The following is a 24,577-nucleotide window of genomic DNA, read 5'->3' as shown; positions in this document are numbered from 1 at the left end:
GAGCGCAAGGATTGCGACGAAGCGAATACTCGACGTATTCGCGAGGAGCATGACGCAGCGATCGGCCCTTCTGGCGGCCAGCCCCTCGACGGATTTTTTCGATCACGGGAACAGGCCCTAGACCGAATCGACGAGCCATTGCGCGACGCGCGCGAGCAGCGGCTCCGGCGCGCCGAAGTTCTCGACGCCCGTCACTTGCGGCGCATCGCAAATCGTGAAAACCGGCTTGCCCCACTGCAGGCCGAGCGCGATCTCGGACAACGTGCCGAGCCCGCCGCCGACCGCGATCAGGCACAGCGACGCGCGCGCGATCAGCGCGTTGCGCGTGATGCCGAGCCCCGTCGGCAGCGCGACGCTCAGATGCGGATTCGCGCCGGCCGCATCGTCCTCGGGCAACAGTCCGATCACGAGGCCATTCGCCCCGCGCGCGCCCCGCGCCGCCGCCTCCATCACGCCGCCCTTGCCTCCGCCGACGATCGCGATGCCCGCTGCGGCGAGCGCATGCGCGATCGTCTCCGCGATGTGCAGCTGCGCATCGGTCGCGTCACGCGGGCCGATCAGGCCGACCGGCATCAGATGGCGGCGCGGCCCCTGCTGGCGCCGCGCGACGCGCGCGAGCGCAACGTTCGCCCCCGGCGTGCGTTCAATGATGTCGTCGCGCAACGTATTCCCCCATCGCGAGCACGCACGTGCACAGCGCCGTCAGCACGATCGACAGCACGGCGGCCTGCGAGAAATCGGTCTGCCCGTCGGACAGCTTCAGGTACATCAGGAGCGGCAGGATGTTGATCTGCGTGCCGGCGAGCGCGAGCGCGGTGCCGTACGTGCCGAGCGCGATCGCCGTCACGAGGCACCACGCGGCCGCGATCGACGGCCACAGTTCGCGCCATGCGACGTCGAGCCACGCGCGCCACGGCTTCGCGCCGAGCGACATCGCCGCTTCGAGCGGCCTGCGGTCGAGATTCGCGAATGCCGGAAACAGCATCAGCGCGACGCGTGGAATCAGGTAGTACGCGTATGCGACGACGAGGCCGAACGTCGTGTAGATCACGCCGCCGACTTTCGCGGCGTCCGCGCCGAGGCCGGCGAGCAGCGTCGTGACGAAGCCCGCGCGGCCGAAGGTCAGGATGAAGCCGTACGCGATCACGAGCCCGGAGAACGCGAGCGGCACGCCGAGCAGCGCGAGCGACCAGCGGCGCCGCGCGGGCGTCTGATCGGCAAGCGACATCGCGAGCGGCATGCCGACGCACGTCGACAGCGTGCCCGTGCCGATCGCGAGCGCGACCGAGCGGCCGATCGCGTCCGCGACGAGCGGATCGCGCAGCACGGCGCCGAACGCGCGGCCGCCTTCCGCGAACGCCGCGCTCACGAGCGCGGCGAGCGGCAGCACAAAGAAGAGCGCGAGCAGCCCGCCTGCCGGGGCCGCGCCGAAGCGGCGCAGCAGGCCGCCTTCGAGAGACGATCGTTGCACGTCGCGCTCCTTATTGGCCGAGCGTCGCCTGCGACCACAGCCTGTCGACTTCAGCCTTGCGCGCGGCGGCCTTCACGACGTCGAGCGGGTGCACCTGCGGCGCGTTCGGCATCTTCGCCGCGACGCCCGGCGCGAGCGCGACGCCCGGCACCGCGGGCCGCACGTAGCCGCGCGCGAAGAGCGCCTGGCCGGCATCGCTCATCACGAAGTTGAGCCAGAGCTGCGCGGCCGCGGGATTCGGGCCGTTCTTCACGAGGCTCATCGCGTACGGCGCGGACACGCTGCCGTCCTGCGGAATCACGACGTCGACCGCGTCGCCCATGCCGTCCGCGTACTTCGCTTTCAGGCCGTCGTTCTCGTAGCCGATCAGAATCGGGATCTCGCCCTTCACGAACTTCGCATAGGGCGTCGTGCCCTCGATGCGCAACACGTTGCCCGCATTCTTCAGCTTTCCGAAGAAATCGGCGCCGGGCTTCGGATGGTCGACGCCGCCGCCGAACGCGGATGCCGCCGCGAACACGACGACTTGCCCTTGCCCCGTCGAGCGCGGATCGAGATAGACAACCGCATTCTTGTACTCCGGCTTCAGCAGATCCGACCAGCGCTGCGGCACGTCCTTCACGAGCTTCCTGTTCACGAGGAACGCGACGTTCAGCGAATGCACGGTGAACCAGCGGCCGTCCGCCTCGCGAAACACGGGCGGCAGCTTGTCAAAGTTGATCGGCTTGAACGGCGCGACGACGTCCTTGCCCGCCGCGTCGAGCGCCGACGCCGCGAAGTAGTACGCGGTGTCCGCCTGCGGACGGCGGCGCGACTTGTCGAGCGCGACGACCGTCGCGGCCGAGCCGATGTCGTTGTACGTGAGCTCGATTTTCGGGTAGCGCTTGCGGAACTCCGCGAACAGCGCCTTCCAGTTCGCCCACTCGGGGCCCGTGTCGAACGACACGACGAGCCCCTCGTCGGCGGCCTTCGCATAAAGCGCGTCTTCGCCCGCGTAGAGCGGCGCGGCCTGCGCGCCGTTCGCGACGAGCGTCGCGCAGGCGCCGAGCGCAAGCGCGCATGCGGCGCGACGCAGCGCCGTCAGGATTTGTCGACCTGAAAACATCGTGAATCTCCGTTGAACGAAACAATCATTGCGCGCCGGCCTGCGCCGGCAGCACGAGCAGATGGCGAGGATCAATCGCGATGCCGCGCATGGCGAGCACGCGGCCCTCGCACAGCAGCGGCTCCATTGCGCCGTGCGGCACGAAGTCGTAGCGATGCGTCGCGCCGAAGTAACGAACCTCGCCGAGCGCGCCGCCGATGCGGTTCACGCTGTGCTCGGCCGGATCGGGCTCCACGTGTTCGGGACGCACGAGCACGTCCACCTCGTCTCCCGGCCGATGCGAGCCCGTATCCGCGCGCAGCGTCGCGAAGCGCACGTCGATCGTGTCGCTCGCCAGCACGCGGGCGCGCAGGATCGTCGAGTGGCCGATGAAACGCGCGACCTGCGTCGATACAGGTCGCTCGTACAAATTGCGCGGCGTGCCGACCTGCAGCACGCGCCCGCCGTCGACGATCGCGACGCGATCCGCCATGCTGAGCGCCTCGTCCTGATCGTGCGTGACGAACAGCGTCGTCGCCCGGCACGCGCGCTGCAGCGCGCGAATCTCGTCGCGCAGCTGATGCCGGATGCCCGCGTCGAGCGCGGCGAGCGGCTCGTCGAGCAGCAGCACGGCCGGCTCGATCACGAGCGCGCGGGCAAGCGCGACGCGTTGCTGCTGACCGCCCGACAACTGCGTCGTGCTGCGCGCCGCATGCGCCGCCAGCCCCACTCGCTCGAGCATCTCGAGCGCGCGCCGCCGGCGCGCGGCGGCCGCGACGCCGCGCATGCGCAGGCCATACGCAACGTTGTCGACGACGGACAGATGCGGAAACAATGCGTACTGCTGAAACACCATGCCGACCTCGCGCCGCCACACCGGCACGCCCGCCATGTCGATCCCACCGATCGCGACGCGGCCGTCGTAACCGCTCAGCAGCCCCGCGCTCAGGCGCAGGAGCGTCGATTTTCCGGAGCCGCTGCGCCCGATCACGGCGAGCAGCTCGCCGGGCTGCGCGTGCAACGTGACGGCGTCGACGCCGTGCGCCGCACCGGGGTATCTGAAACTGACGTTGTCGAATTCGAGGCTCATGGCTTCACTTCAGTCGTTGCACGGAATGGATCGATGCGAGCGTCGCCAGCACGGCAAGCAGCAGCAGCACGACGGTCGCCGCGCATGCGATGCCGGACGCGCCGTAGAACGCCTGCAGCAGCACGACGGGGAAATTGCGATAGCGAAAGCCCGCGATCAGGTTCGACACCTGAAACTCGCCGATCGACAGCGCCGCGACCATCACGAGCCCGGAAAACAGGCTCTGCCGCAGGTTCGGCAGCACGATCGTGAAGAACTGCCGCAACGGCGGCGCGCCGAGCGTCGCCGCCGAGGCTTCGAGCTTCGCGAGATCGAGATGGCGCAGGTCGCTCAGCAGCGTCTGCAGCAGGTACGGCAGCGTCAGCACCGCGTGCGCGGCGATCATCAGCGGCAGCGTGCCGAGCCACGGCAGCGCATCGCCGCCGAAGATCACGATGTAGCCGAAGCCGAGCGTGAGCGCGGGCACGCCGATCGGCATCAGCATCACGATGCGCGCCGCGATGCCGCGCCCGCGAAGCGCGCGGTGATGCAGCGCATACGCGAGCGGCACGCCGACGATCGCGTCGAGCCCGCAGCACGCGAGCGCGACGGCAAAGCTCACGCCGAACGCGCGCCTGAAGCTCGCATCGGCGGCCAGCTCGGCGAACCAGCGCCACGTGAAGCCGACGGGCAGCAGCGTGTTCGTCCAGCTCTGCCCGACCGATCCGATCAGCAGCAGCACGATCGGCATCAGCAGATACAGCGCGAACAGCGCGACGGTGCCGTTGACGACGACCGCGCCGAGCGACGGACGGCTTCTGCCGCGACGAAACGGAATACCGTCGGCAATGGCCGCGGCGGTGGTTGAGCGCATGACTGGTCTCGCAGGCGACGAAGGGATGCGGCGCGTGCAACGCCCGCTGGAGCAGGCGTTGCGCGCATCGCGACGACGGCCGCCAGTGTGTGTGCGCGACATGGCATCGTCATGAAAAAAACGTACAAACTCCGCATCGCTCTTTGCACCGACGGAACACTTCGCGATGAAGCACCTGTACCCGAACGTCGCCGAGCTGCATGCGTTCGCCAGTTCTGCGAAACATCTGAACTTTTCGTACGCGGCGCGCGAGCTCGGCTTGACGCCGAGCGCGGTCAGCCGGCAGATCGCGAGCCTCGAGGCGCTGCTCGGCGTGAAGCTGTTCGTCCGCGAGGGCCGCAACCTCGCGCTCACGCGCGCGGGCCAGGTCTACCAGGCGCGCGTCGCCGGGCCGTTGCGCGAGATCGGCAATGCATCGCTCGAATTGCTGAGCGCGCGCGAAGACAGCGACCTGCTGACGATCGCGAGCGTGCCGACGTTCACGACGAAATGGCTCGTGCCGCGTCTGCCGCACTTTCTCGAGACCGCACCCGACGTCACGCTCAGCTTTCGACGCCATCTCGCACCGGGCGACCCGTTCCCGCTCGGGCTCGACGCGGCGATCCGCTACGGCGACGGCCGCTGGGAAGGCGTTCGATGCGACTATCTCGACGGCCGCACGTTCGTGCCCGTGTGCGCGTCCGAATTCGCCGAGCGCTACGCGCTGCGCGCGCCCGCCGACGTCGCGAACGCGCCGCGGCTCGTGCACGAGCAGGCCGAATGCGCGTGGATCGCATGGGCGGACCGGCATCGCGTCACGCAGATGAACGCACTCGCCGGGCCGCGCTTCGAGCAGTACTCCGTACTGATCCAGGCGGCGCAGGCAGGGCTCGGGATCGCGCTCGTCCCGGCGTTCCTGATCCGCGATCAGCTCGCGGCCGGCACGCTCGCGCAGCCGCTCGACGCGCCCGTCGACGTCGACGAGCAAGGCCACTATCTGTGCTATGCGCCCGAGCGGCTGGAAACGAGCGAGTCGTTGCGGCGCTTGCGCGCATGGATGCTCGGCGAGTGCGCACGCACGTGATGCGCTCCGGATTGTTTCGTGCGCGCGCACATCGCGGGCGCCTTGTCGCGACGAATGCGCGCGCCGCTCGGCTTTTGCGCGCGGCGGACCTAGTATGAAAAGGTGAGCGGCCCGCGATCCCGCGGCGCCGCCTCGCTTTCTTCGACGGAGGTCGGCATGAACGTCCAGGCGCTGTCCGGCATGCTTCACGCTCAGGAATTGCTGCTCGTCTCGCTGATCCGCGCGCTTCCGGTCGACACGCGCCGAGCGCTCGCCGACGAGTTCGACCGGCAGATCCAGCTCGCGGAATCGTCGCATCTCGACTCGCCGCGCGATCGAGAAGCGCATGAGGCGTTTCTCGCGCACGTGCGCAAGCTGCTGATCCGGCTCGAATCGATGGCGTAATCGGCGCGCGCGCAGCCCCCGCCACGAATCGCGGAGAATCGCCGCGAGCCGCCGCGGTAGAAAACGCGGAAGGCCGTTAGGCGACGGCCGCCGATGCCGTCTGATTGTGCCGCCTGCACGGCCGCTGCTGCGAAACCACATCGAAGCCACATCGACGCCACATCGAAACTACATCGAAACCGCATCGGCTCGCCGCGTCGAGCGGCGCGCATGCACGCCGAAGGCGGGCGCCGTTCAGCGCTCGCGCTGGATGCAGCCCCGCGTGCGCTCATCCTCGAAGGCGTTGACCGGCGCAGACCGTTAGTTGCGGACAATAAGCGCTCGCAGACATGACGGCATGACGTCGCCCGCCACATCGACCGGCTTCCCGCATGATGAGCGAGGCCGTTTCTCGAATTGAATTGCGAATGATTCTCAATTACACTCTGCGTTCGTTTCGACGAACCTTTCCTTTCAACCTGCCCGCGCCGTTCGCGGCGCGCGGGCGCCAGCCAGGTGCACGCGTCACCCAGCCAGCCTCCGGGCTCATACGTCACTGGGAGACCAAACCGTGCATCAACCTCTGTTGGCGCGGCGGCCGCTTCGCGCCGCGCTGTTCGGCGCCTTCGGCATCTACGCGGCAGCCGCGCGCGCCGCCGGCGCCGCCTCCGAACCCGCCGTCGCCGCGCCGCCGTCCGCCGCGTCCGCGCCGCATGCGGCGATCGCCGGCGCGCGCGCGCTCGACCCGATCACCGTCACCGCGACGCGCACCGCGTCGGCTGCGAGCCGCACCGCGGCGAGCGTGTCGGTGATCACCGATTCGGACCTCGAAGAACAGCAAGCCGATAACATCAAGGACGCGCTGCGCTACGAGCCGGGCGTCACCGTGCGCCGCACCGCGTACCGCCCGGCAACGGCGGCGCTCGGCGGCGGCCGCGACGGCGATTCGAGCATCAACATCCGAGGCCTCGAAGGCAATCGCGTGCTGCTGATGGAAGACGGCATCCGGCTGCCGAGCGCGTTTTCGTTCGGCCCGCTCGAAGCGGGCCGCGGCGATTACGCCGATCTCGATACGCTCCGACGCATCGAGATCCTGCGCGGCCCGGCGTCGTCGCTGTACGGCAGCGACGGCCTGACAGGCGCCGTCAACTTCATCACGAAGGACCCGTCCGACCTGCTGTCGATCTATCGCAAGAAGACCTACTTCTCGTTGCGGCCGAGCTACGACTCGGTCGACCGCAGCGTCGGCGCAACCGTGTCCGCGGCCGCGGGCAACGATCGCGTGCAGGGGATGCTGATCGCATCCGGCCGCCGCGGCCACGAAGTGGATACGCACGGCGGCGACAATTCCGCGAGCACGAAGCGCACGACCGCGAATCCTCAGGATGTCTACACGGAATCGCTGTTAGGCAAGCTGACGATCACGCCGACGTCGCGCGACACGTTCAAGTTCACCGCCGAGACGATGCGGCGCCGAGTCGATACAAACGTGCTGTCGGCGATCAACCCGCCGACGACGCTCGGCCTCACCGCGAACGACAAGCTCGAGCGCAACCGCTTCAGCGTCGATTACGACTTCCGCGACGACGCCGCACGCTGGTTCCAGACCGCACACGTTCAGTTCTACTATCAGGAATCGACGCAGGATCAGGATTCGTTCGAGACGCGCGGCGGCCGGCTGCAGTCGCGCTCACGCTCGAACCATTACAGCGAGCGCGCGTTCGGCGGCTCCGCGTTCGCCGAAAGCGGCTTCTCGACCGGACCGCTCGCGCACAAGCTGCTGTACGGCGTCGACGGCAGCATCGACCGGATCAAGAGCCTGCGCGACGGCACGGTCGCGAGCCCAGGCGAATCGTTTCCGAACAAGGCGTTTCCGGATACCGACTACACGCTGTTCGGCGCGTTCGTGCAGGACCAGATCGGCTTCGGCAAGCTGCTCGTCACGCCGGGGCTGCGCTTGGACGCATATCGGCTGAGCCCGACGTCGGGCGATCCGCTCTTCACCGGCAAGACGGTCAGCTCGAGCGATCACGAGCTCTCGCCGCGCGTGGCGGTGCTGTACGAAGTGACGCCCGCGCTGATTCCGTACGCGCAGTATGCGCACGGCTTCCGCACGCCGATGCCCGATCAGGTCAACAACAGCTTCTCGAATCCGCTCTACGGCTATACGTCGATCGGGAATCCGAACTTGAAGCCCGAGACGAGCGACACCGTCGAAGCCGGCCTGCGCGGCACGCTCGGCACGGGTTACGGGCCGCTGCGCTACAGCGTCGCCGCGTTCGCCGGCCGCTATCGCGACTTCATCTCGCAACGCACGATCGGCGGCAGCGGCCGGCCGAACGATCCGCTCGTGTTCCAGTACGTGAACTTCGCGAACGCGCGCATCCACGGCTTCGAAGGGCGCGCCGAGTGGGTGATGCCGAACGGCTTCACGCTGAAGACCGCGATGGCGTTCACGAAGGGCACGACGCAGGACAACGGCGCGGCGAGCGAGCCGCTCGACACGGTCAACCCGTTCTCCGCCGTGCTCGGCGTGCGCTACGAGCCGAGCGAGCGCTGGTTCGCGCAGGCCGACCTGCTGTTCCAGGCGGCCAAGCGCGGCCGCGACGTGTCGTCGGCCGCGTGCCAGAAGAAAACGTGCTTCACGCCGCCTTCGTCGTTCGTCGTCGATGTGCGCGGCGGCTATCGCTTCAACAAGCACGTGAGCGCGTACCTCGGCATTCACAACCTGTTCGACCGCAAGTACTGGAACTGGTCGGACGTGCGCGGCATCGCCGCCGATTCGAACGTGCTCGACGCATACACGGCTCCGGGCCGCAGCGTCGCGGTCAGCATGAAGGTGGATTTCTGATGCGGCCCGCACGCCTTTTCCCAATCCGGCCCGTCCGGCAATCGAGGATCTCCGTCATGATGAACACCGCCGCTCCCGCCTCTTCGTCGCCCCGCGCGCTCGCGCCGGCCGAGTTGCGCGATGCGTTCCTGCATCTGAAAGAAACCCGCAAGCTGCGCAACCGCGATGTCGCGCACCTGCTCGGCATCAGCGAAGGCGAAGCGCTCGCGGCGTTCGCGGGCGAGCGCGTCGTGCGGCTCGAGCCGAGCTTCGTCGAGCTGTTCGAGGAGATGCCGCGCTTGGGCGCCGTGATGGCGCTCACGCGCAACGCGGCCGCCGTGCACGAGAAGGACGGCGCGTTCGAGCAGATGAGCCACGACGGCCCGGTCGGGCTCGCGCTCGGCGCGATCGATTTGCGCATCTTCTACCGCAACTGGGCGGCGGGCTTCGCCGTGTACGAGCCGACCGCGCACGGCGTGATGAAGAGCCTGCAGTTCTTCGATGCGCAAGGCGACGCGGTGCACAAGGTCTATTTGCGCAAGCACAGCGATCACGATGCGTTCGACGCGTTCGTGTCGCGCTGGCGGATGCCGGTGCAATCGCCCGCGTTCGAGGCCGCGCCCGCGCCGCTCGCGTTCGTCGAGCGGCCAGACGGCGAAATCGACGCGGCGGGCCTGCGCGCCGCGTGGGACGCGATGACCGACACGCACCAGTTCCATGGCATCGTGCGCCGCTTCGGCGTCGCGCGCACGCAGGCGTTGCGGCTAGCCGGCGACAAGCGCGCGCATCGCGTCGCGACCGATGCGATGCGGCGCGTGCTCGAGCGCGCCTCGCAGACGCGGCTGCCGATCATGGTGTTCGTCGGCAATCGCGGCATGATTCAGATCCACACCGGGACCGTGACGAACATCCGCCGGATGGGCTCGTGGATCAACGTGCTCGACGAGGATTTCAACCTGCATCTGCGCGAGGATCTCGTCGCGTCCGCTTGGGCCGTGAGAAAGCCGACGAGCGACGGCGTCGTCACGTCGGTCGAGCTGTTCGATGCGGCGGGCGACAACATCGCGATGCTGTTCGGCGCGCGCAAGCCGGGACAGCCGGAGCTCGCGGGCTGGCGCGATCTCGTGCGCGCGCTGCCGACGATCGACGCCGCGGATGCGGCCCACGCGACGGACGTGGCCGGCGCGCCCGACTCGACCGACGCCGAGGTCGCGCGATGAGCCGGTCTTCGCGCATCGATGCACGCCGGCGCGCATGGCTCGCGGGCACGGGCGCGCTCGTGTTCGCGGCCGCGCATGCGGGCGCTTTCGCGCGCACGCCGGCGAGCGCGCCGCCCAAGCGCGTCGTCGCGATCGGCGGCGCGCTCGCCGAGACGATCTACGCGCTGGGCGGCGCGCGGACCGCGCGCTACGAACTCGTCGGCACCGACACCACGTGCACGTATCCGGAAGCCGCGCGGCGCTTGCCGAAGATCGGTTATCAGCGCGCGTTGTCCGCGGAAGGATTGTTGTCGCTTCGGCCGGATCTCGTGCTCGCGTCGGCGGAAGCGGGGCCGCCCGCCGCGCTCTCGCAGGTCGCGCGCGCGGGCGTGGCCGTCACGGCGTTCGACGAGGCGCACGATGTCGAATCGGTGCGCCGCAAGATCCGCGGCATCGCGCAGGCGCTGTCGCTGCAGGGCGCGGGCGACATGCTGCTCGCGCGCTTCGATCGCGACTGGCTCGCGGCGCGCGCGGCGGTCGACGCCGCGCCGCCTCGCACGCCGCGGCATACGCCCGCGCGCGTGCTGTTCGTGCTCAACCACACCGGCAACCAGGCGCTCGTCGCCGGCCAGCAGACGGCCGCCGACGCGATGATCCGCTACGCGGGCGCGCACAACGCGATGCAGGGATTCGATCGCTACAAGCCTCTGACCGCCGAGGCGCTGGTCGCGGCCGAGCCCGACGTCGTGCTGATCTCGGACGAGGGGCTGCACGCGGCGGGCGGGCGCGACGCGCTGCTCGCCGCGCCCGGCTTCGCGGCGACGCCGGCCGGGCGCGCGCGGCGCGTCGTGTCGCTCGACGCGCTGTTCCTGCTCGGCTTCGGGCCGCGTCTGCCGCAGGCGGTCGCCGCGCTGCAACGCCGGCTGAACAGCGCGCTCGCCTGAACATGCGAGATCGACGACATCCGCGCCGGATCGCCGCGGCGCATCGCGTCGCGCGTCGATCGCACGCAATCGTTCGGTTTCCTGAAGTCTTCGCCGCACTTGCGCGCCCCCGGGGCGGCGCGATCGAAACGCCACGCTTCGCGCGCCACGAAGCGTCCGCCGCATCACGGCACGCGGCGGACGTCGGCCGTTTCTCGCCCGCGTCGACGCGCTCGCCGTCTCACCGGTTCGATATCTCACGATGACCATCGCCGCCCGTTCTCCGTCAGTCGACCCCGCGCGCACCGCCGCGCACAGGCCGACGTTCGCGTCGTCGATCGCCGCCGCGCTCCGCCGACGGCGCGCGGCGTGGACGCTCGCCGTGTTGATCGCCGCACTCGCCGCCGCGTCGATCGCCGCGCTCTGCATCGGCGCGTACCGGCTCACGCCCGCGCAACTGCTCGACGCGCTCGCCGCGACCGATGCGCGGCTCGCGAGCGATGCCGCGCTGCGCCAGGCGCGCGCGGTGCTGCTCGACATCCGTGCGCCGCGCGTCGTGCTCGCACTGCTCGTCGGCGCGGGCTTCGGCGCAGCGGGCGCCGCGATGCAGGCGCTGTTTCGCAATCCGCTCGCCGATCCGGGCCTGATCGGCGTATCAAGCGGCGCGGCGCTCGGCGCATCGGCGTTGATCGTGCTCGGCCCGCTCGCCGCCGCTCCGGTTGCGCTCGGCTTCCTGCCCGTCGCCGCATTCGGCGGCGCGCTCGCCGTTGCGGCGCTCGTCTACCGGCTCGCCGTCTCGCGCGGCCGGCTCGCGCTGCCGCTGCTGCTGCTCGCGGGCATCGCGATCAACGCGCTCGCCGGCGCCGCGATCGGACTACTCACGTATGTCGCCGACGACGCACAATTGCGCTCGCTGACGTTCTGGAGCCTCGGCAGCGTCGGCGGCGCGCAGTGGCGCGCGATCGCCGCCGTCGCGCCGTTCGCGCTCGCCGGCTGCGCGCTGCTCGCGCGCGAGCGGCACGCGCTGAACGCGCTGCAACTCGGCGAAACCGAAGCGCTGCATCTTGGCGTGCCGGTGCAGCGCGTGAAGCGGCGCGTGCTCGTCGGAACCGCGATGTGCGTCGGCGCGCTCGTGTCGTGCACCGGCGCGATCGGCTTCATCGGGCTCGTCGCGCCGCATTGCGTGCGCCTCGCGGCCGGCCCCGATCAGCGGATCGCGATGCCGGGCGCGGCGCTCCTCGGCGCGCTGATCGCGGTCACCGCCGATCTCGCCGCGCGAACGCTCGCCGCGCCGGCGGAGATTCCGCTCGGCATCCTGACCGCGCTGATCGGCGCGCCGTTCTTTCTCGCGCTGCTGTGGAAGCGGCGCGGCGCACTGGGGGCGTAGGATGTGCATGAGATTTCATGGTCGGCATGTCGCACGCCTCTTCGCGCGCCGGTCGATTTGTCACATCGATATGATCTCGAAGGTGAATTTACGCGCCGCTTTGCGATCGGCTATATCGAATCGCACTTCGACGCCGCATCGAACGCCATGCTGATCGCCGATCGCCTTCACGTCGCACGCGCCGGCGGCGTGATCCTTCACGACCTGTCGGTCCGGATCGCGCCCGGCCGCGTCACCGCACTGCTCGGGCGCAACGGCGCAGGCAAGAGCACGCTGCTCAAGGTGCTCGCGGGCGACTTGTCGACGGGCGGCGGCGCGCGCGGCGCGACCGTGCGCGGCGACGTCACGCTGAACGGCGAGCCGCTTGGCCGGATCGACGCCCCGCGTCTCGCGCGGCTGCGCGCCGTGCTTCCGCAAGCGTCGCAGCCCGCGTTTGCGTTCAGCGCGCTCGACGTCGTGCTGCTCGGCCGCTATCCGCACACGCGCCGCACCGGCGCGCCCGCGCGCGAGGACAACGAGATCGCGTCACAGGCGCTCGCGCTGGCGGGCGCTTCGGCGCTCGACGCGCGCGACGTGACGACGCTGTCGGGCGGCGAGCTCGCGCGCGTGCAGTTCGCGCGCGTGCTCGCGCAGCTCTGGCCGTCCGGCGACGCAGCGCGCGCGCCGCGCTACCTGCTGCTCGACGAACCGACCGCCGCGCTCGATCTCGCGCACCAGCATCAATTGCTCGACACGGTCCGACGCCTGTCGCGCGACTGGAACATCGGCGTGCTGACGATCGTCCACGATCCGAATCTCGCCGCGCGCCACGCGGATCGCATCGCGATGCTCGCGGACGGCGCGATCGTCGCCGACGGCGCGCCCGCCGACGTATTGCGCCCCGATGCGATCGAGCGTTGCTACGGCTTTCGCGTGCGCCTCGTCGACGCGGGCGACGGCGTCGCGCCCGTCATCGTGCCCGCATGAGCGGGCCGCGCGCATGCGGCGCGGGCCTCAGCCCGCGTCCGCCGCGTGAAACGCCTTCAGCCGCCAGCCGCGGCGCACGGCGAGCATCCGCACCGAGAATCCCGCGATCAGCGCGACGACGGTCGCGATGCCTTGCGCGACGCCGATCGTCGTCATGCCGACATACAGCCCGCCCGTCAGCAACGCGATGCTCGCGTACAGCTCCTTGCGCAGCACGAGCGGCATCTCGTTGCAGAGCAGGTCGCGCAGCATCCCGCCGCAAACGCCGGTGATCGCGCCCGCGAGCACGATCACGACCGGGCTGTCGTTGACGGTCGCCGCCACGTCGCAGCCGATGATCGAGAACGCCGCGAGCCCGAGCGCGTCGACCGTGGTGAACAGCGATTTCAGCCGCGCGACGTGCGTCGCCGTCATCGATGCGAAGGTCGCCGCCGCGAGCGTCAGCAGCAGGTATTCGGGATGCGCGACCCAGGTGAGCGGATAACGGCCGAGCAGCACGTCGCGCACGGTGCCGCCGCCCAGCGCCGTCACCGCGCCGACGAGCGCGAGGCCGAAGCGGTCCATCCCGCGCTGCATGCCCATCAGCGCGCCCGACATCGCTTCCGCGACGATCGCGATCAGGTAGAGCGTATGCATGCGTGCCCTCGGTCAGTCTTCCGTGCGGAACAGTTCGAGCACGCGCGCGCGTTCAGCCGCGTCGACGGCGGGCGGCGTCGACGCGCCCGCCAGCGCGGCGGCCGGCGCGCCGGCGGCCGCCGGCGCACGGCGCACCGCGTCGCACGCGAACGGGCTGCGAACGAACGGCGGCAGCGGCGGCGTGCACTTGCCGCTCGCGGCTTCGGCGTAGACGAAATCGCCGTCGACGAGCACGACGTCCGCGGGCGGCGTCCGGTCGATCGCCTTGCGGCCGCCGATCGCGGTCTTCATGTAGTCGACCCACACAGGCAGCGCGAGCGACGAGCCCGTCGCGCGGCCGAGGCTGCGCGGCGCGTCGTAGCCCATCCACACGACCGACACGACGCCCGACGAATAGCCGCCGAACCAGACGTCCTTCGAGCCGTTCGACGTGCCGGTCTTGCCCGCCGCGTCGGAACGATTCAGCGCGAGCGCGCGGCGCGCGGTGCCGTGACGCACGACGTCGCGCAGCATGTCGTCCATCACGAATGCGTTGCGCTCCGAAATGACGCGCACGCCGGTTGCCGGCTGCGCGTCGAACAGCACGCCGCCGTGTCGCTGCCGGACCGATTCGATCAGGCGCGGCTCCATGCGCACGCCGTCGTTCGCGAACACCGCGTACGCGCTCGCGATCTGCAGCGGCGTCGCCGCGCCCGCGCCGAGCGCGAGCGGCAGCGACGCGGGATTGCGTTGCGGCTCGAAGCCGAAGCGAGCCGCGTGCTGCTGCACGAAGTCGGGCTGCGCGGCCTGCATCAGGCTGACCGCGACGAGGTTCTTCGAGCGCATCAGCCCGCGCCGCACCGGAATGAAGCCTTCGTAGTTGTTGCCGAAATTGCGCGGCCGCCACGGGTTCGCGCCCGTCTCCTCGCGCGACAGCGTGCGTTGCGCGTCGTCGACGAGCACGCCGGGGAACATGCCCTTTTCCAGCGCGGCCGAGTAGACGAACGGCTTGAAGCTCGAGCCGGGCTGCCGGTACGCCTGCAGCGCGTGGTCGAACGAATTGCGCGCGAAATCCGCGCCGCCCGCGAGCGCGAGGATGTCGCCCGTCGCCGCGTCGACCGACACGAGCGCGCCCTCGAGCGCGTCCTTCGCGTCGCGCCGGCCGCCGCGCGTGAGGCCGCGCGCGAGCGCCGCCTCGGCCGCGCGCTGATCGCGCATCGCGATCGTCGTCGTCACGTCGAGGCCGAGCGTATATGCATCGTCATGAAAACGCTCGACCATCATCCGCCGCGCGCGCTCCGCGACGTACGGCGCGGCGACGATGCCGGGCGGCGGCGTGGTCGCGAGCGCGATCGGCGCGCCGGCGGCCTGCCGGTATGCGGCTTCGTCGAGATACCCGAGCGCGCGCATGCGGCCGAGCACGTAGTTGCGGCGCGTCGTCGCGCGCGCCGGATTGACGACCGGATTGAACGCGGACGGCGCCTTCGGCAAGCCGGCGAGCACGGCCGCCTCGCCGGGCGTGAGCGCATCGAGCGGCTTGCCGAAGTAGACCGACGCGGCGGCCGCGAATCCGTACGCGCGCTCGCCGAGATAGATCTCGTTCATGTACAGCTCGAGCAGCTTGTCCTTGCTGTACGCGCGCTCGAGCTTGTACGACATCAGGATCTCGGCGAGCTTGCGGCTCAGCACCTTGTCGCGCGTGAGAAAGAAATTGCGCGCGACTTGCATCGTGATCGTGCTGCCGCCCTGCCCCGGCTGGCCGGTGACGACGTTCGCGAACGTCGCGCGCGCGAGGCCGCCGATGTCGACCGCGCCGTGCGTGTAGAACTGCGCGTCCTCGGCGGCGAGCAGCGCGTGGCGCACGAGCGGCGGGATGCGTTCGAGCGGCACGAACTCGCGGCGCTCGACGCCGTATTCGGCGAGCAACTCGCCGTCGCGCGAAAAGATCCGCAGCGGCAGCGCCGGCCGGTAGACGGAGAGCGGCTCGACGGACGGCAACTGCGTCCAGATGCGCTGCAGCGTCCACGTGCCGACCGCGCCGCCCGCGATCGCCGCGCCGAGCACGAGGCCCGCGAGCGTGCGGAAATAGCGGCGGCGCCGCGGCGCGGGCTCCTGCGGTGGCGTCGGCGCGGCCTGCCGCGACGTGTTCGGCGTGTAATCGGTCATGTCGAAATCCTTCCTTTGCAGATGCGGCGTGCGGCGTCGTGCGAATGTTGCAGTGCACGATGCGCACGCGCGCATTGTCCGGGGAGGACACAGACATCGGTACAATATTTAGCTTAAGTTGATTACGCTAAATTTTATTTAGGAAGCCGGTTTCGCCGGCGCAACGCGATTCATAGATGACGATCGATCCGAAACAGGCGGCGGCGCTCGTCGCCGTTGCCGATACCGGCAGCTTCGAGCAGGCGGCGGCCCGGCTGCACGTGACCGCGTCGGCCGTCACGCAGCGCGTGCGCGCGCTCGAGACGAGCCTCGGCGCGCCGCTCCTGCTGCGCACGCGGCCGTGCCGGCCGACGGCCGCCGGCCAGCGCGTGCTGCAGCACCTGCGCCGCATGGCGCTGTTGCAGGCGGATCTGCAGGCCGATCTCGACGCGGAGCGCGGCTCGACGATCGCGGTTGCGATCGCGCTCAATTCGGACAGCCTCGGGTCGTGGTTCCTGCCCGCGCTGACGTCGGTGCTCGCGGGCGAGCGGATGCTGTTCGAGCTGATCGTCGAGGATCAGGATCACACGTTCGCGCTGCTCGAAAGCGGGATGGCGATCGGCTGCGTGACGACGCAGAGCAAGCCGATGCGCGGCTGCTTCGCGAAGCCGCTCGGCACGATGCGCTACCGGCTGATCGCCGCGCGGGAATTCGCCGCGCGCTGGTTTCCGCACGGCCTGACGCGCGAGAGCGCGCGCGACGCGCCCGTCGTCGCGCACGGCCGGCGCGACACGCTGCAGTCGTCGTTTCTGAGGGACAAGCTCGGCCTGCCGGACGGCGCGTTTCCGTGCCATTACGTGCCGGGCACGCACGCGCACTTCGCGGCCGTGCGGCACGGGCTCGGCTATGCGATGGTGCCCGAGCTGCTGCTCGGCCCCGGCTCGCCCGCCGAGCAAGGGCTCGTCGATCTCGCGCCCGCGCATTCGACCGACGTGTCGCTGTACTGGCACGCGTGGACGGTGCAGTCGCCGAAGATGGAATCGCTGTCGTCGCGGGTCGTCGAGGCCGCGCGGCAACTGCTCGCGCCGCCGCACGCCGCCGGGGCGACGGCCGCCGCGACCGCGCGGCCCGCGTCCGTCAGGCGCGCGAACGCGCGAAGTACGCGCTGATCGCGGCGACGGCCGTGTCGATGTCGTCGCGCGACACGTCGCAGTGCGTGACGAAGCGCGACGAATACAGCATCTGCGTGAGGATGCCGCGCTCCTTCAGCCACGCTTCGAGCGGCGCGCAATCGGCCTCGGGGATCTGCGCGAACACCATGTTCGTCGCCTGCGACAGCACCTTCACCGGCTCGATCCGCGCGAGCCCCTGCGCGAGGCGCTCGGCGTTCGCGTGATCGTCGGCGAGGCGCTCGACGTTGTGCTCGAGCGCATACAGGCACGCGGCCGCGAGCACACCCGCCTGCCGCATGCCGCCGCCGAGCACCTTGCGCCAGCGGTGCGCGCGGTCGATCAGCGCGCGGCTGCCGACGAGCACCGAGCCGACCGGCGCGCCGAGCCCCTTCGAAAAGCAGATCGAAATCGAATCGAACGGCGCGCACAGCTCGGCGATCGGGCGGCCCGACGCGACGGCCGCGTTGCACACGCGCGCGCCGTCGAGATGCGTCGAGAGCCCGCGGCTGCGCGCGAGCGCGACCGCTTCGTCGACGTAGCCCGCGGGCAACACCTTGCCGCCGATCGTGTTCTCGAGCGCGAAGAGGCGTGAGCGGGCGAAGTGATCGTCGATCGGCTTGATCGCGGCCGCGATCTTCTCGAGCGGCAGCGTGCCGTCAGCGGCGTTCTCGATCGGCTGCGGCTGGATGCTGCCGAGCACCGCCGCGCCGCCGCCTTCGTACTTGTACGTGTGCGCGGCCTGGCCGACGATGTACTCGTCGCCGCGCTCGCAATGCGACATCAGCGCGGCGAGATTGCTCTGCGTGCCGCTCGGAAAGAACAGCGCCGCCTCCTTGCCCGCGCGCTCCGCGACGGCGGCCTGCAGACGCGCGACGGTCGGATCGTCGCCCCACACGTCGTCGCCCACTTCGGCGGCCGTCATCGCGGCCAGCATCGGCGCGCTCGGGCGCGTCACGGTATCGCTGCGTAAATCGATCATCTGGGTTCCCGTCGGAGTCTCGTCGAAGAAGCGCCGGCGCTCGCGCGCGGCGAAGCGAAACTCCGAGTGTACGCAAATCGTCCGCGCGCCGCTGAGCGCGGCGGCGCGAAACGGCGTGCGGCGAACGAACGACCGGCGCGGCGAGGTCGGCGCGAGAGCCGGCCTTCTCGCCCGCCGAGCCGTGGCGCCGCCGCGCCCGGCGCGACCTCCGGCAGGCAGCGCATGCCGACGGCCGGAGCCGCTCAGATCCCGCCGCACGCCGCTCAGTACGCACCCGGCGGCGGTGGCGGCGGCATGCCGGGCGGCGGCGGCGGCGCGTCCGGCGCGTAGCCGCCGCCTCCGTAGCCTCCGTAGCCATAACCGCCGCGCCGCGCGCCGCCCGGCACCGGCACGCGGTCGCCCGCCGCGTACATGCATTGCATGTACGCATAGTCGTAGCGGCGCTGCACTTCGTACGCCGAGCCCTGCGCGGTGCCCGCGCCAACCACGCCGCCCGCGAGAAGGCCGGCTCCCGCGCCGAGCGCCGTGCCGCGCCCGCCGCCGCGCCGAGCGCCGTGCCGAGCGCCGCGCTGCCGAGCGCGCTCGCCGTCGATGCCTGGCTCGCGCTCACGCCGCCCACCTGCCCGAACGCGAACTGCCGGCAGTTCGCGTCGTCAGCGCGCTCGCGCCGCGCCGGCCGCGCAATCGCAGCGCGGTCAATTGCCGCAGGCGCGTCAACCCGACGCGCCCCGCGCTATCACACAAAAGCGCTTCAAACTTGATACCAATCAACGATTTAAGTCGACCAACCGCGCGGCGGCGCTGGACATCTGCGACGAGTTGGCGCATTTCGCACCGCAACATGCAGCGCCATACTCCGAACCGACTCTTCAGCCGCGGCCTTGCACGCGCGGCGCAGGGGCCGCCGGCAGCCCCGCCGGCGGGTGTCGTCAGCTTCGGTCTACCCGCATGGAAACCGCTATTTCGGCCCTCGATCTGGCCCGCGTGCAGTTCGCATTCACCGTCTCCTTCCATATCGTCTTTCCCGCGCTGAGCATCGGGCTCGCGAGCTTCATCGCCGTGCTCGAATACCGATGGCTCAAGACCAGCAAGGCGTACTACAAAAACCTTTGCCTCTTCTGGTCGAAGATCTTCGCCGTCGCGTTCGGCATGGGTGTCGTGTCCGGCGTCGTGATGGCCTATCAGTTCGGCACGAACTGGTCCGGCTTCTCGAGCTTCGCCGGCTCCGTCACCGGCCCGCTGCTGATGTACGAAGTGATGACCGCATTCTTCCTCGAAGCGGGCTTCCTCGGCATCATGCTGTTCGGCTGGAACCGCGTGAGCCCGCGCGCGCACTTCGGCGCGACGCTGATGGTCGCGATCGGCACGATCATCTCGACGTTCTGGATTCTCGCGTCGAACAGCTGGATGCAGACGCCGCAGGGCTTCGAGATCGTCGACGGCCAGGTCGTGCCGACCGACTGGTTCGCGATCATCTTCAACCCGTCGTTTCCGTACCGGCTCGCGCACATGGCGCTCGCGGCGTTCATCGTCGCCGCGCTCGTCGTCGCCGCGACGGCCGCGTGGCACCTGCTGAAGGGCCGCCGCGACAAGGCCGTGAAGAAGATGTTCTCGATGTCGCTGTGGCTCTTGCTCGTGCTCGCGCCGCTGCAGGCCGTGATCGGCGACCAGCACGGCATCAACACGCTCCGCCACCAGCCCGCGAAGCTCGCCGCGATCGAGGGCCTGTGGGAAACCGAGCAGAGCGGCACCGCATTGAACCTGTTCGGCATCCCCGACATGAAGGCGGAAACGACGCGCTACGCGGTGTCGATCCCGCACCTCGGCAGCCTGATCCTCACGCATAGCTGGGACGGCGAGATCCGCGGGCTGAAGTCGTTCCCGCCCGAGGATCGCCCGAATTCGACCGTCGTGTTCTGGAGCTTCCGCGTGATGGTCGGGCTCGGCTTCGCGATGATCGGCCTCGCCGCCGCCGCGTGGCTGCTGCGCCGGCGCGGGCGCCTCTACGAAGCGAAATGGTTCCACCAGTTCGCGCTCGCGATGGGCCCGACGGGCTTCGTCTCGCTGCTCGCCGGCTGGGTGACGACCGAAGTGGGCCGCCAGCCGTGGGTCGTGTACGGCGTGATGCGCACGTCGCACGCGGTGTCGCCGCTGTCGACGCAGCAGGTCAGCGTATCGCTGATGACGTTCGTCGTCGTCTACTTCCTCGTGTTCGGCACGGGCGCGTACTACATGCTGAAGCTGATGAAGAAGGGCCCCGCGCTGCCGGGCGACACGCCCGACGACGCGCACGACGCGCGAGCCGACCGCACCGCCCGCCGCCCGCTGTCGGCCGCGAACCAGTTGATCGACGCCGCGTGAAGCCGGCGCGCCAAAAAGCCAAGCGAGGTTAGCAAATGGATGTCACCGTAATCTGGGCCGCGATCATCGCACTCGGCCTGTTCATGTACGTCGTGCTCGACGGCTTCGATCTGGGCATCGGCATCGTGTTTCCGTTCTTTCCCGCCGAAAAGGAGCGGGACCTGATGATGAACACCGTCGCGCCCGTGTGGGACGGCAACGAGACGTGGCTCGTGCTCGGCGGCGCGGGGCTCTTCGCGGTGTTCCCGATCGTCTATTCGACCGTGCTCTCGGCGCTTTATCTGCCGCTCGTGTTCATGCTCGTGTGCCTGATCTTTCGCGGCGTGTCGTTCGAGATCCGCGCGAAGGCGCGCCGCACGAAGCACCTGTGGGATCTCGCGTTCATCGGCGGCTCGACGGGCGCGACGTTCTTCCAGGGCGTGGCGCTCGGCGCGTTCCTGCAGGGCATTCCGGTCGACGGCGGCCGCTTTGCCGGCGACGCGTTCGGCTGGCTCACGCCGTTCAGCCTGCTGACGGGCTTGGGCCTCATCGCAACCTATGCGCTGCTCGGCTGTTGCTGGCTCGTCGCGAAGACGGAAGGCGATCTGCAGCGCCGCCTGCATCGCGTCGTGTGGCCGCTCACCGTCGTGCTGCTCGGCTTCATCGCGGTCGTGAGCCTGTGGACGCCGCTGCAGGACCCGAGCATCGCGCAGCGCTGGTTCGCGTCGGGCCTGTTCTGGCGCCTGCTGCCGGTGCCGTTCCTCGTCGCCGGCTGCGCGGTGCTGATGCGCCGCGCGGTGCGCGAGCGCCACGACACCGTGCCGTTCGTGCTCGCGCTCGCGCTCGTGTTCCTCGGCTACGTCGGTCTGCTCGTGAGCTTGTGGCCGTATGCGATTCCGCAAAGCGTGACGCTGTGGGAAGCCGCCGCGCCGCGTTCGAGCCAGATGTTCACGCTGATCGGCGCGGCCGTCATCATCCCGATCATCCTCGCGTACACGACGATGGGTTATTGGGTGTTCCGTGGAAAGGTCCGCCATGAAGACCAGCATTACTACCACCACTGAAGCGCACGCCGCCGCGCGCGGCACGCGGCTGCCGGGCTGGATGTGGTTCGGACTGCTGTGGATGGGCGGCGTCGCCGGCGCGGTGACGCTCGGTTATGCGTTCAAGCTGTTCATGTATGCGACGCTGTTCGCCGTGAAGTGAGCGGGAGCGGAAATGAGAGGACGCCGCGCGATGCGGCATCGTGCGTCGTGCGTCGTGCGTCGTGCATCGGGCATCGTGCGGCTCGTTCGGGCTGCGAGGCAGCGCGGCGGCGATGCTTGCCGTGATGCGTCGCCGCCGCACCGCGCCTCAATGCAACGCGGTGACGCCATGCAAAGCGCTTCCACAACGATGCCGCCGCGATAAGCGCGCGATAAACGCGCCGCCGCGCGATGCGCCGCGACGACCATATCGCGCAACGTCGGTGCAATCGACGATCGAAGCCGTGACATGACGATGCGGCGGGCGCGACGCGCCGGAAAATTGCGCGCCGCGTCCGCCCTATCGGCTGTCCAAGCTATGCACTCCGCCTCGCGACAATGCGCGAAAACGCGCACGCCGCGCGATCACGAACGCCGGCCGAGCGCCTCCTCGATCTTCTTGTCGGTCTTGTACTGGCTGAGCGCGTACACCGACCAGATCGCGGCGGGCAGCCAGCCGATCAACGTGATTTGCAGGATCAGGCAGATGATGCCCGCGAACGGGCGGCCGATCGTGAAGAACTGCAGCCAGGGCAGCAGCAAGGCGAGCAGAAGACGCATCGTGATTTCCTCTTGGTCGGATTGCCGATGATCGAAGTCGATCGGCGCATAGGTGGCGATTCGGCGCCGGATTTCAAGTCGCACGCGCAACGCGGTTCGCCGAATCGCCCGCCGTTCGCGCGGCCGCCCAGCGTGCGAGGCCGCCGCGCGATCGTTATAGCAGACTCGGAATTAAACGGTCCTTAAAAGGGCGCATCGCGGATCGCGCGAGGACACGGGGCAAATCGCCCGTGTTCGGTCGGAAACGACGATCCATGGAAACCACCCGGCGCATGTCTGCCTGCGGGCCCGCGGCAATCGAATCGCGCTTATCGCCCCAAATCGGCGATCACATCGAATGTCTCGCAAACGAGCGGCATTGACGCGACAGGCTGCCGCCCTATGCGCTCACACTCCTTGCCGAAGAACCGCCAGTGCTCCACGCGCCAGCATTCGAGCGAGCGGTCGCCTTCTCCTTCTGCCGCCGCGAACTCGCCGGAGACTTTCTCGAACGGCACGATCTCGACTTTCGTCGTCCGTAGCAGCAGAACGGGACGATTGCGAAAATCCAGAACGATTTCGATGTCCCCTTCCCGCGGCAGGCGTTCGCCGTCAAATTCCCACGACCACAGCAGGCTGGACGTGCAGCGCTTCACCCTAGCCGCTATCAATGCAATGAGCATGGCGGACGACTCCTCCGAGTCGCCATAGCCGCCATTTCGAACGTTGGCTCCGGACAAGTCGATTCCGCGTTCGCTTAACGCTGCAATCAACTCGGGCAGTGCGGGCGTATCGGGCATGAATGAGGCGAGACGCGATGTGGCGTCATGAATCGCATGCGATTGCATGACAGGTGCGAAACGAATGCCCGGGCCTGAGCGTTGAACCGACGTTCGGCGGACGGACCGGGCAAGCTGCGACGGGGCAACGAGGCGACGGGGCAACGAGCAAGACCCGCTGCGGAACGCTGAAAATCGGCAACACGCGCCCCCTCTTCTTTCTCGTTGCGCGATGCGAAGCGCGAGCATGGACGCGCTCGCGCGAGCGCCGGCCCTCACGCCACGAGCCGCGCCTCGACATCCGCGACCAGCCGGTCGAGCCACGCACGCAGCGCCCCGTTCGACATCGCGAGCGGCAGCGAATACGCGATGATCCGGTAGACATCGCCGCGCCGCACCTTCGACGCGCGCGCCGGATCGAGCCACGCATCGTTCGACGCGAGCAGCGCCAGCGTCTTCAGCCCGATCACGATCGGCCACAGGCAGGCGAGCCGCAAGCGCGGCGCGCGGCGCGGAATCGCGAACGTGTAATCGATGCCCGCGCGAAAATGCTCGAGCGCCCTGCGCACGAGCGCATGCATCAGCGCCCGCGCGCGCAGCGACGCGTCCGGCCGCAGCAGATCGCCCGCGCGCAAACCGTATTCGTCGAGCATCGCCTGCGGCAGGTAGCAGCGGCCGATCCGCAGATCCTTCCCGCAATCGCGCAGCACGTTGGTCATCTGCAGCGCCTTGCCGAAGCGGATTCCGCGCGCGGCCATCGTGTCCTCGCGCTCGGTCAGCAGGCCGGGCAAATGCGCGCACGTCATCTTCGTCCAGAACTCGCCGACGCAGCCGGCGACGAGATACGTGTAGCGATCGAGCTCCGGCCATTCGCGCAGCGCGGCGATCCGCCCCGACGATTCGTCCGGGAACGTGCACAGATCGAACTCCATCCCTTCGGTGAGCGTCGTCACGACGCCGCGCACCGCATCGCGATCAGGCGCGCTCAGTTGCGACAGCACCGCGAGCGCGGGGCCGAGCGATTCGAGCAGCGTCTTCTCGTCCGACTGCATCTGCTGCCCCGCGACTTCGCCCGCGATCCGCGCGAGCGCGCCCGGATCGGGCGTGCCGTTCACCTGCGCGCGCAGCGACAGCAGCAGTTCGAGCCGCTGCGCGGGCGGGATCAGCGACGTGTCGGCGATCGTGTCGGCCGCGCGCGCGAGCAGGTACGCGAGGCCGATCGGGTCGCGCATGCCTTCCGGCAGCACGCGCAGCGTCAGATAGAAGGAGCGCGAGACGCCCTTCAGCAGAGGGCCCAGCAGAAAGGCCCGGGAGGGATTGCCCATGGATCGGATCAGGTCGGTCATACGATTTGCTGCCGCATTGTATCGGCAAACGCGCGTGGCTCGCCGGGCGATTCGCGGACAGCGGGCGGTGCGTGCCGATCGGCGCGCGGTGCGTGGCTCACGGATTACGGCGCGCGGCGCGCGGCTCAGCGCTTGCGGTTCGCCGATTGCGGTTCGCCGATTGCGGTTCTCGGTTCTCGGTTATCAGT

General features: G+C 69.5%; 23 protein-coding genes and 1 pseudogene. 11 read left to right on the top strand and 13 right to left on the bottom strand.

Annotated elements, in window-relative coordinates; all coding sequences use genetic code 11:
* Nucleotides 1-117: 117 nt before the first annotated feature.
* The 5 genes from X946_RS22405 to X946_RS22385 are packed head-to-tail and all read right to left on the bottom strand — an operon-like array spanning nt 118 to nt 4,498.
* Nucleotides 118-663 (bottom strand): LOG family protein, encoded by a 546-nt coding sequence (locus X946_RS22405; RefSeq protein ID WP_038752232.1) that lies wholly within the window; start codon nt 661-663, stop codon nt 118-120.
* Nucleotides 644-1,471, bottom strand: coding sequence for an ABC transporter permease (locus X946_RS22400; protein ID WP_038752230.1), 828 nt, complete (start codon nt 1,469-1,471; stop codon nt 644-646). The genes X946_RS22405 and X946_RS22400 overlap by 20 nt, the downstream gene beginning before the upstream one ends.
* Before the next feature lie 10 nt (nt 1,472-1,481).
* Nucleotides 1,482-2,576, bottom strand: coding sequence for an extracellular solute-binding protein (locus X946_RS22395; protein ID WP_038752227.1), 1,095 nt, complete (start codon nt 2,574-2,576; stop codon nt 1,482-1,484).
* Nucleotides 2,577-2,601: 25 nt separating this feature from the next.
* Nucleotides 2,602-3,645 carry an ABC transporter ATP-binding protein gene (locus tag X946_RS22390; RefSeq protein ID WP_038752224.1) on the bottom strand — a complete coding sequence of 348 codons (1,044 nt, stop codon included), beginning with the start codon at nt 3,643-3,645 and terminating at the stop codon, nt 2,602-2,604.
* Nucleotides 3,646-3,649: 4 nt separating this feature from the next.
* The gene (locus tag X946_RS22385) at nt 3,650-4,498 is read right to left on the bottom strand and encodes an ABC transporter permease (RefSeq protein WP_038752221.1); all 849 of its coding nucleotides are present in this window, start codon (nt 4,496-4,498) and stop codon (nt 3,650-3,652) included.
* Nucleotides 4,499-4,664: 166 nt separating this feature from the next.
* Between X946_RS22385 and X946_RS22380 the strand changes: the two genes are divergently transcribed.
* The 6 genes from X946_RS22380 to X946_RS22355 all read left to right on the top strand — a co-directional run bounded on the left by X946_RS22380 (nt 4,665) and on the right by X946_RS22355 (nt 12,263).
* Entirely contained in the window at nt 4,665-5,561 is an 897-nt protein-coding gene (locus tag X946_RS22380; RefSeq protein ID WP_038752218.1) for a LysR substrate-binding domain-containing protein, read from the top strand.
* Between the two features lie 156 nt (nt 5,562-5,717).
* Nucleotides 5,718-5,945, top strand: coding sequence for a hypothetical protein (locus X946_RS22375; protein WP_038752215.1), 228 nt, complete (start codon nt 5,718-5,720; stop codon nt 5,943-5,945).
* Between the two features lie 565 nt (nt 5,946-6,510).
* Nucleotides 6,511-8,775, top strand: a complete 2,265-nt coding sequence (locus X946_RS22370) for a TonB-dependent hemoglobin/transferrin/lactoferrin family receptor (RefSeq protein WP_038752212.1) — start codon at nt 6,511-6,513, stop codon at nt 8,773-8,775.
* Between the two features lie 56 nt (nt 8,776-8,831).
* Nucleotides 8,832-9,974 (top strand): hemin-degrading factor, encoded by a 1,143-nt coding sequence (locus X946_RS22365; protein WP_038752209.1) that lies wholly within the window; start codon nt 8,832-8,834, stop codon nt 9,972-9,974.
* Nucleotides 9,971-10,897 (top strand): heme/hemin ABC transporter substrate-binding protein, encoded by a 927-nt coding sequence (locus tag X946_RS22360; protein ID WP_038752206.1) that lies wholly within the window; start codon nt 9,971-9,973, stop codon nt 10,895-10,897. The genes X946_RS22365 and X946_RS22360 overlap by 4 nt, the downstream gene beginning before the upstream one ends.
* Before the next feature lie 241 nt (nt 10,898-11,138).
* Complete coding sequence (locus X946_RS22355; protein WP_038752202.1) at nt 11,139-12,263, top strand: FecCD family ABC transporter permease; 1,125 nt, start codon at nt 11,139-11,141, stop codon at nt 12,261-12,263.
* A 60-nt stretch (nt 12,264-12,323) separates the two neighbouring features.
* Here the strand turns inward: X946_RS22355 and X946_RS35515 are convergent, their stop codons facing one another.
* A complete protein-coding gene (locus X946_RS35515) occupies nt 12,324-12,464 on the bottom strand; it encodes a hypothetical protein (protein WP_162483269.1) in 141 nt (46 codons plus the stop codon).
* On the opposite strand from X946_RS35515, the gene X946_RS22350 reads away from it, so the two are divergent.
* The gene (locus X946_RS22350) at nt 12,411-13,229 is read left to right on the top strand and encodes a heme ABC transporter ATP-binding protein (protein WP_038752239.1); all 819 of its coding nucleotides are present in this window, start codon (nt 12,411-12,413) and stop codon (nt 13,227-13,229) included. The two genes, X946_RS35515 and X946_RS22350, sit on opposite strands and share 54 nt — an antisense overlap.
* Nucleotides 13,230-13,256: 27 nt before the next feature.
* Here the strand turns inward: X946_RS22350 and X946_RS22345 are convergent, their stop codons facing one another.
* Both X946_RS22345 and X946_RS22340 read right to left on the bottom strand, forming a co-directional pair.
* A complete protein-coding gene (locus tag X946_RS22345; protein ID WP_038752199.1) occupies nt 13,257-13,865 on the bottom strand; it encodes a trimeric intracellular cation channel family protein in 609 nt (202 codons plus the stop codon).
* 12 nt (nt 13,866-13,877) lie between these two features.
* Nucleotides 13,878-16,010, bottom strand: coding sequence for a penicillin-binding protein 1A (locus X946_RS22340; protein WP_038752195.1), 2,133 nt, complete (start codon nt 16,008-16,010; stop codon nt 13,878-13,880).
* A 176-nt stretch (nt 16,011-16,186) separates the two neighbouring features.
* Here X946_RS22340 and X946_RS22335 point away from each other — a divergent pair, with 176 nt between their 5' ends.
* Nucleotides 16,187-17,158, top strand: coding sequence for an HTH-type transcriptional regulator ArgP (locus X946_RS22335; RefSeq protein ID WP_038752193.1), 972 nt, complete (start codon nt 16,187-16,189; stop codon nt 17,156-17,158).
* On the opposite strand, the gene ltaE is transcribed toward X946_RS22335, so the two are convergent.
* Both ltaE and X946_RS22325 read right to left on the bottom strand, forming a co-directional pair.
* The gene (gene ltaE / locus X946_RS22330) at nt 17,127-18,140 is read right to left on the bottom strand and encodes a low-specificity L-threonine aldolase (RefSeq protein WP_038752190.1); all 1,014 of its coding nucleotides are present in this window, start codon (nt 18,138-18,140) and stop codon (nt 17,127-17,129) included. The genes X946_RS22335 and ltaE overlap by 32 nt on opposite strands.
* A 263-nt stretch (nt 18,141-18,403) precedes the next feature.
* Nucleotides 18,404-18,801: pseudogene (locus X946_RS22325) on the bottom strand (hypothetical protein); the annotation flags it as partial.
* Nucleotides 18,802-19,088: 287 nt separating this feature from the next.
* Between X946_RS22325 and X946_RS22320 the strand changes: the two are divergent.
* The 3 genes from X946_RS22320 to X946_RS35765 are packed head-to-tail and all read left to right on the top strand — an operon-like array spanning nt 19,089 to nt 21,686.
* On the top strand, nt 19,089-20,501 hold the full coding sequence (locus X946_RS22320) for a cytochrome ubiquinol oxidase subunit I (protein WP_038752187.1): 1,413 nt from the start codon (nt 19,089-19,091) through the stop codon (nt 20,499-20,501).
* Between the two features lie 35 nt (nt 20,502-20,536).
* Nucleotides 20,537-21,544, top strand: a complete 1,008-nt coding sequence (gene cydB / locus X946_RS22315) for a cytochrome d ubiquinol oxidase subunit II (RefSeq protein ID WP_038752184.1) — start codon at nt 20,537-20,539, stop codon at nt 21,542-21,544.
* Nucleotides 21,516-21,686 carry a hypothetical protein gene (locus X946_RS35765; protein ID WP_162836177.1) on the top strand — a complete coding sequence of 57 codons (171 nt, stop codon included), beginning with the start codon at nt 21,516-21,518 and terminating at the stop codon, nt 21,684-21,686. Before cydB ends, X946_RS35765 begins: the two co-directional genes overlap by 29 nt.
* 404 nt (nt 21,687-22,090) lie before the next feature.
* Here X946_RS35765 and X946_RS22310 read toward each other — a convergent pair whose 3' ends face one another.
* From X946_RS22310 to X946_RS22300, 3 genes are all read right to left on the bottom strand, one after another.
* The gene (locus tag X946_RS22310) at nt 22,091-22,285 is read right to left on the bottom strand and encodes a YqaE/Pmp3 family membrane protein (protein ID WP_009914210.1); all 195 of its coding nucleotides are present in this window, start codon (nt 22,283-22,285) and stop codon (nt 22,091-22,093) included.
* Nucleotides 22,286-22,593: 308 nt separating this feature from the next.
* Nucleotides 22,594-23,112, bottom strand: a complete 519-nt coding sequence (locus X946_RS22305) for an ASCH domain-containing protein (RefSeq protein ID WP_231752111.1) — start codon at nt 23,110-23,112, stop codon at nt 22,594-22,596.
* A 206-nt stretch (nt 23,113-23,318) separates the two neighbouring features.
* Nucleotides 23,319-24,389, bottom strand: a complete 1,071-nt coding sequence (locus X946_RS22300; RefSeq protein WP_081989950.1) for a phytoene/squalene synthase family protein — start codon at nt 24,387-24,389, stop codon at nt 23,319-23,321.
* Between the last annotated feature and the right edge of the window lie 188 nt (nt 24,390-24,577).

It is taken from the genome of Burkholderia sp. ABCPW 111 (assembly GCF_000773065.1).
GTDB classification, from domain to species: domain Bacteria; phylum Pseudomonadota; class Gammaproteobacteria; order Burkholderiales; family Burkholderiaceae; genus Burkholderia; species Burkholderia savannae.
Note: the sequence above shows the minus strand (reverse complement) of the source record. Positions and strands in the feature narration are given on the sequence as shown.

What these genes read in the sequence shown, in the direction of transcription:
- X946_RS22395 (WP_038752227.1), bottom strand. Translation starts at nt 2,576, where the DNA reads ATGTTTTCAGGTCGACAAATCCTGACGGCGCTGCGTCGCGCCGCATGC.
- X946_RS22390 (WP_038752224.1), bottom strand. Translation starts at nt 3,645, where the DNA reads ATGAGCCTCGAATTCGACAACGTCAGTTTCAGATACCCCGGTGCGGCG.
- X946_RS22385 (WP_038752221.1), bottom strand. Translation starts at nt 4,498, where the DNA reads ATGCGCTCAACCACCGCCGCGGCCATTGCCGACGGTATTCCGTTTCGT.
- X946_RS22380 (WP_038752218.1), top strand. Translation starts at nt 4,665, where the DNA reads ATGAAGCACCTGTACCCGAACGTCGCCGAGCTGCATGCGTTCGCCAGT.
- X946_RS22375 (WP_038752215.1), top strand. Translation starts at nt 5,718, where the DNA reads ATGAACGTCCAGGCGCTGTCCGGCATGCTTCACGCTCAGGAATTGCTG.
- X946_RS22365 (WP_038752209.1), top strand. Translation starts at nt 8,832, where the DNA reads ATGATGAACACCGCCGCTCCCGCCTCTTCGTCGCCCCGCGCGCTCGCG.
- X946_RS22360 (WP_038752206.1), top strand. Translation starts at nt 9,971, where the DNA reads ATGAGCCGGTCTTCGCGCATCGATGCACGCCGGCGCGCATGGCTCGCG.
- X946_RS22355 (WP_038752202.1), top strand. Translation starts at nt 11,139, where the DNA reads ATGACCATCGCCGCCCGTTCTCCGTCAGTCGACCCCGCGCGCACCGCC.
- X946_RS22350 (WP_038752239.1), top strand. Translation starts at nt 12,411, where the DNA reads ATGCTGATCGCCGATCGCCTTCACGTCGCACGCGCCGGCGGCGTGATC.
- X946_RS22345 (WP_038752199.1), bottom strand. Translation starts at nt 13,865, where the DNA reads ATGCATACGCTCTACCTGATCGCGATCGTCGCGGAAGCGATGTCGGGC.
- X946_RS22340 (WP_038752195.1), bottom strand. Translation starts at nt 16,010, where the DNA reads ATGACCGATTACACGCCGAACACGTCGCGGCAGGCCGCGCCGACGCCA.
- X946_RS22335 (WP_038752193.1), top strand. Translation starts at nt 16,187, where the DNA reads ATGACGATCGATCCGAAACAGGCGGCGGCGCTCGTCGCCGTTGCCGAT.
- ltaE (WP_038752190.1), bottom strand. Translation starts at nt 18,140, where the DNA reads ATGATCGATTTACGCAGCGATACCGTGACGCGCCCGAGCGCGCCGATG.
- X946_RS22320 (WP_038752187.1), top strand. Translation starts at nt 19,089, where the DNA reads ATGGAAACCGCTATTTCGGCCCTCGATCTGGCCCGCGTGCAGTTCGCA.
- cydB (WP_038752184.1), top strand. Translation starts at nt 20,537, where the DNA reads ATGGATGTCACCGTAATCTGGGCCGCGATCATCGCACTCGGCCTGTTC.
- X946_RS35765 (WP_162836177.1), top strand. Translation starts at nt 21,516, where the DNA reads ATGAAGACCAGCATTACTACCACCACTGAAGCGCACGCCGCCGCGCGC.
- X946_RS22310 (WP_009914210.1), bottom strand. Translation starts at nt 22,285, where the DNA reads ATGCGTCTTCTGCTCGCCTTGCTGCTGCCCTGGCTGCAGTTCTTCACG.
- X946_RS22305 (WP_231752111.1), bottom strand. Translation starts at nt 23,112, where the DNA reads ATGCAATCGCATGCGATTCATGACGCCACATCGCGTCTCGCCTCATTC.
- X946_RS22300 (WP_081989950.1), bottom strand. Translation starts at nt 24,389, where the DNA reads ATGACCGACCTGATCCGATCCATGGGCAATCCCTCCCGGGCCTTTCTG.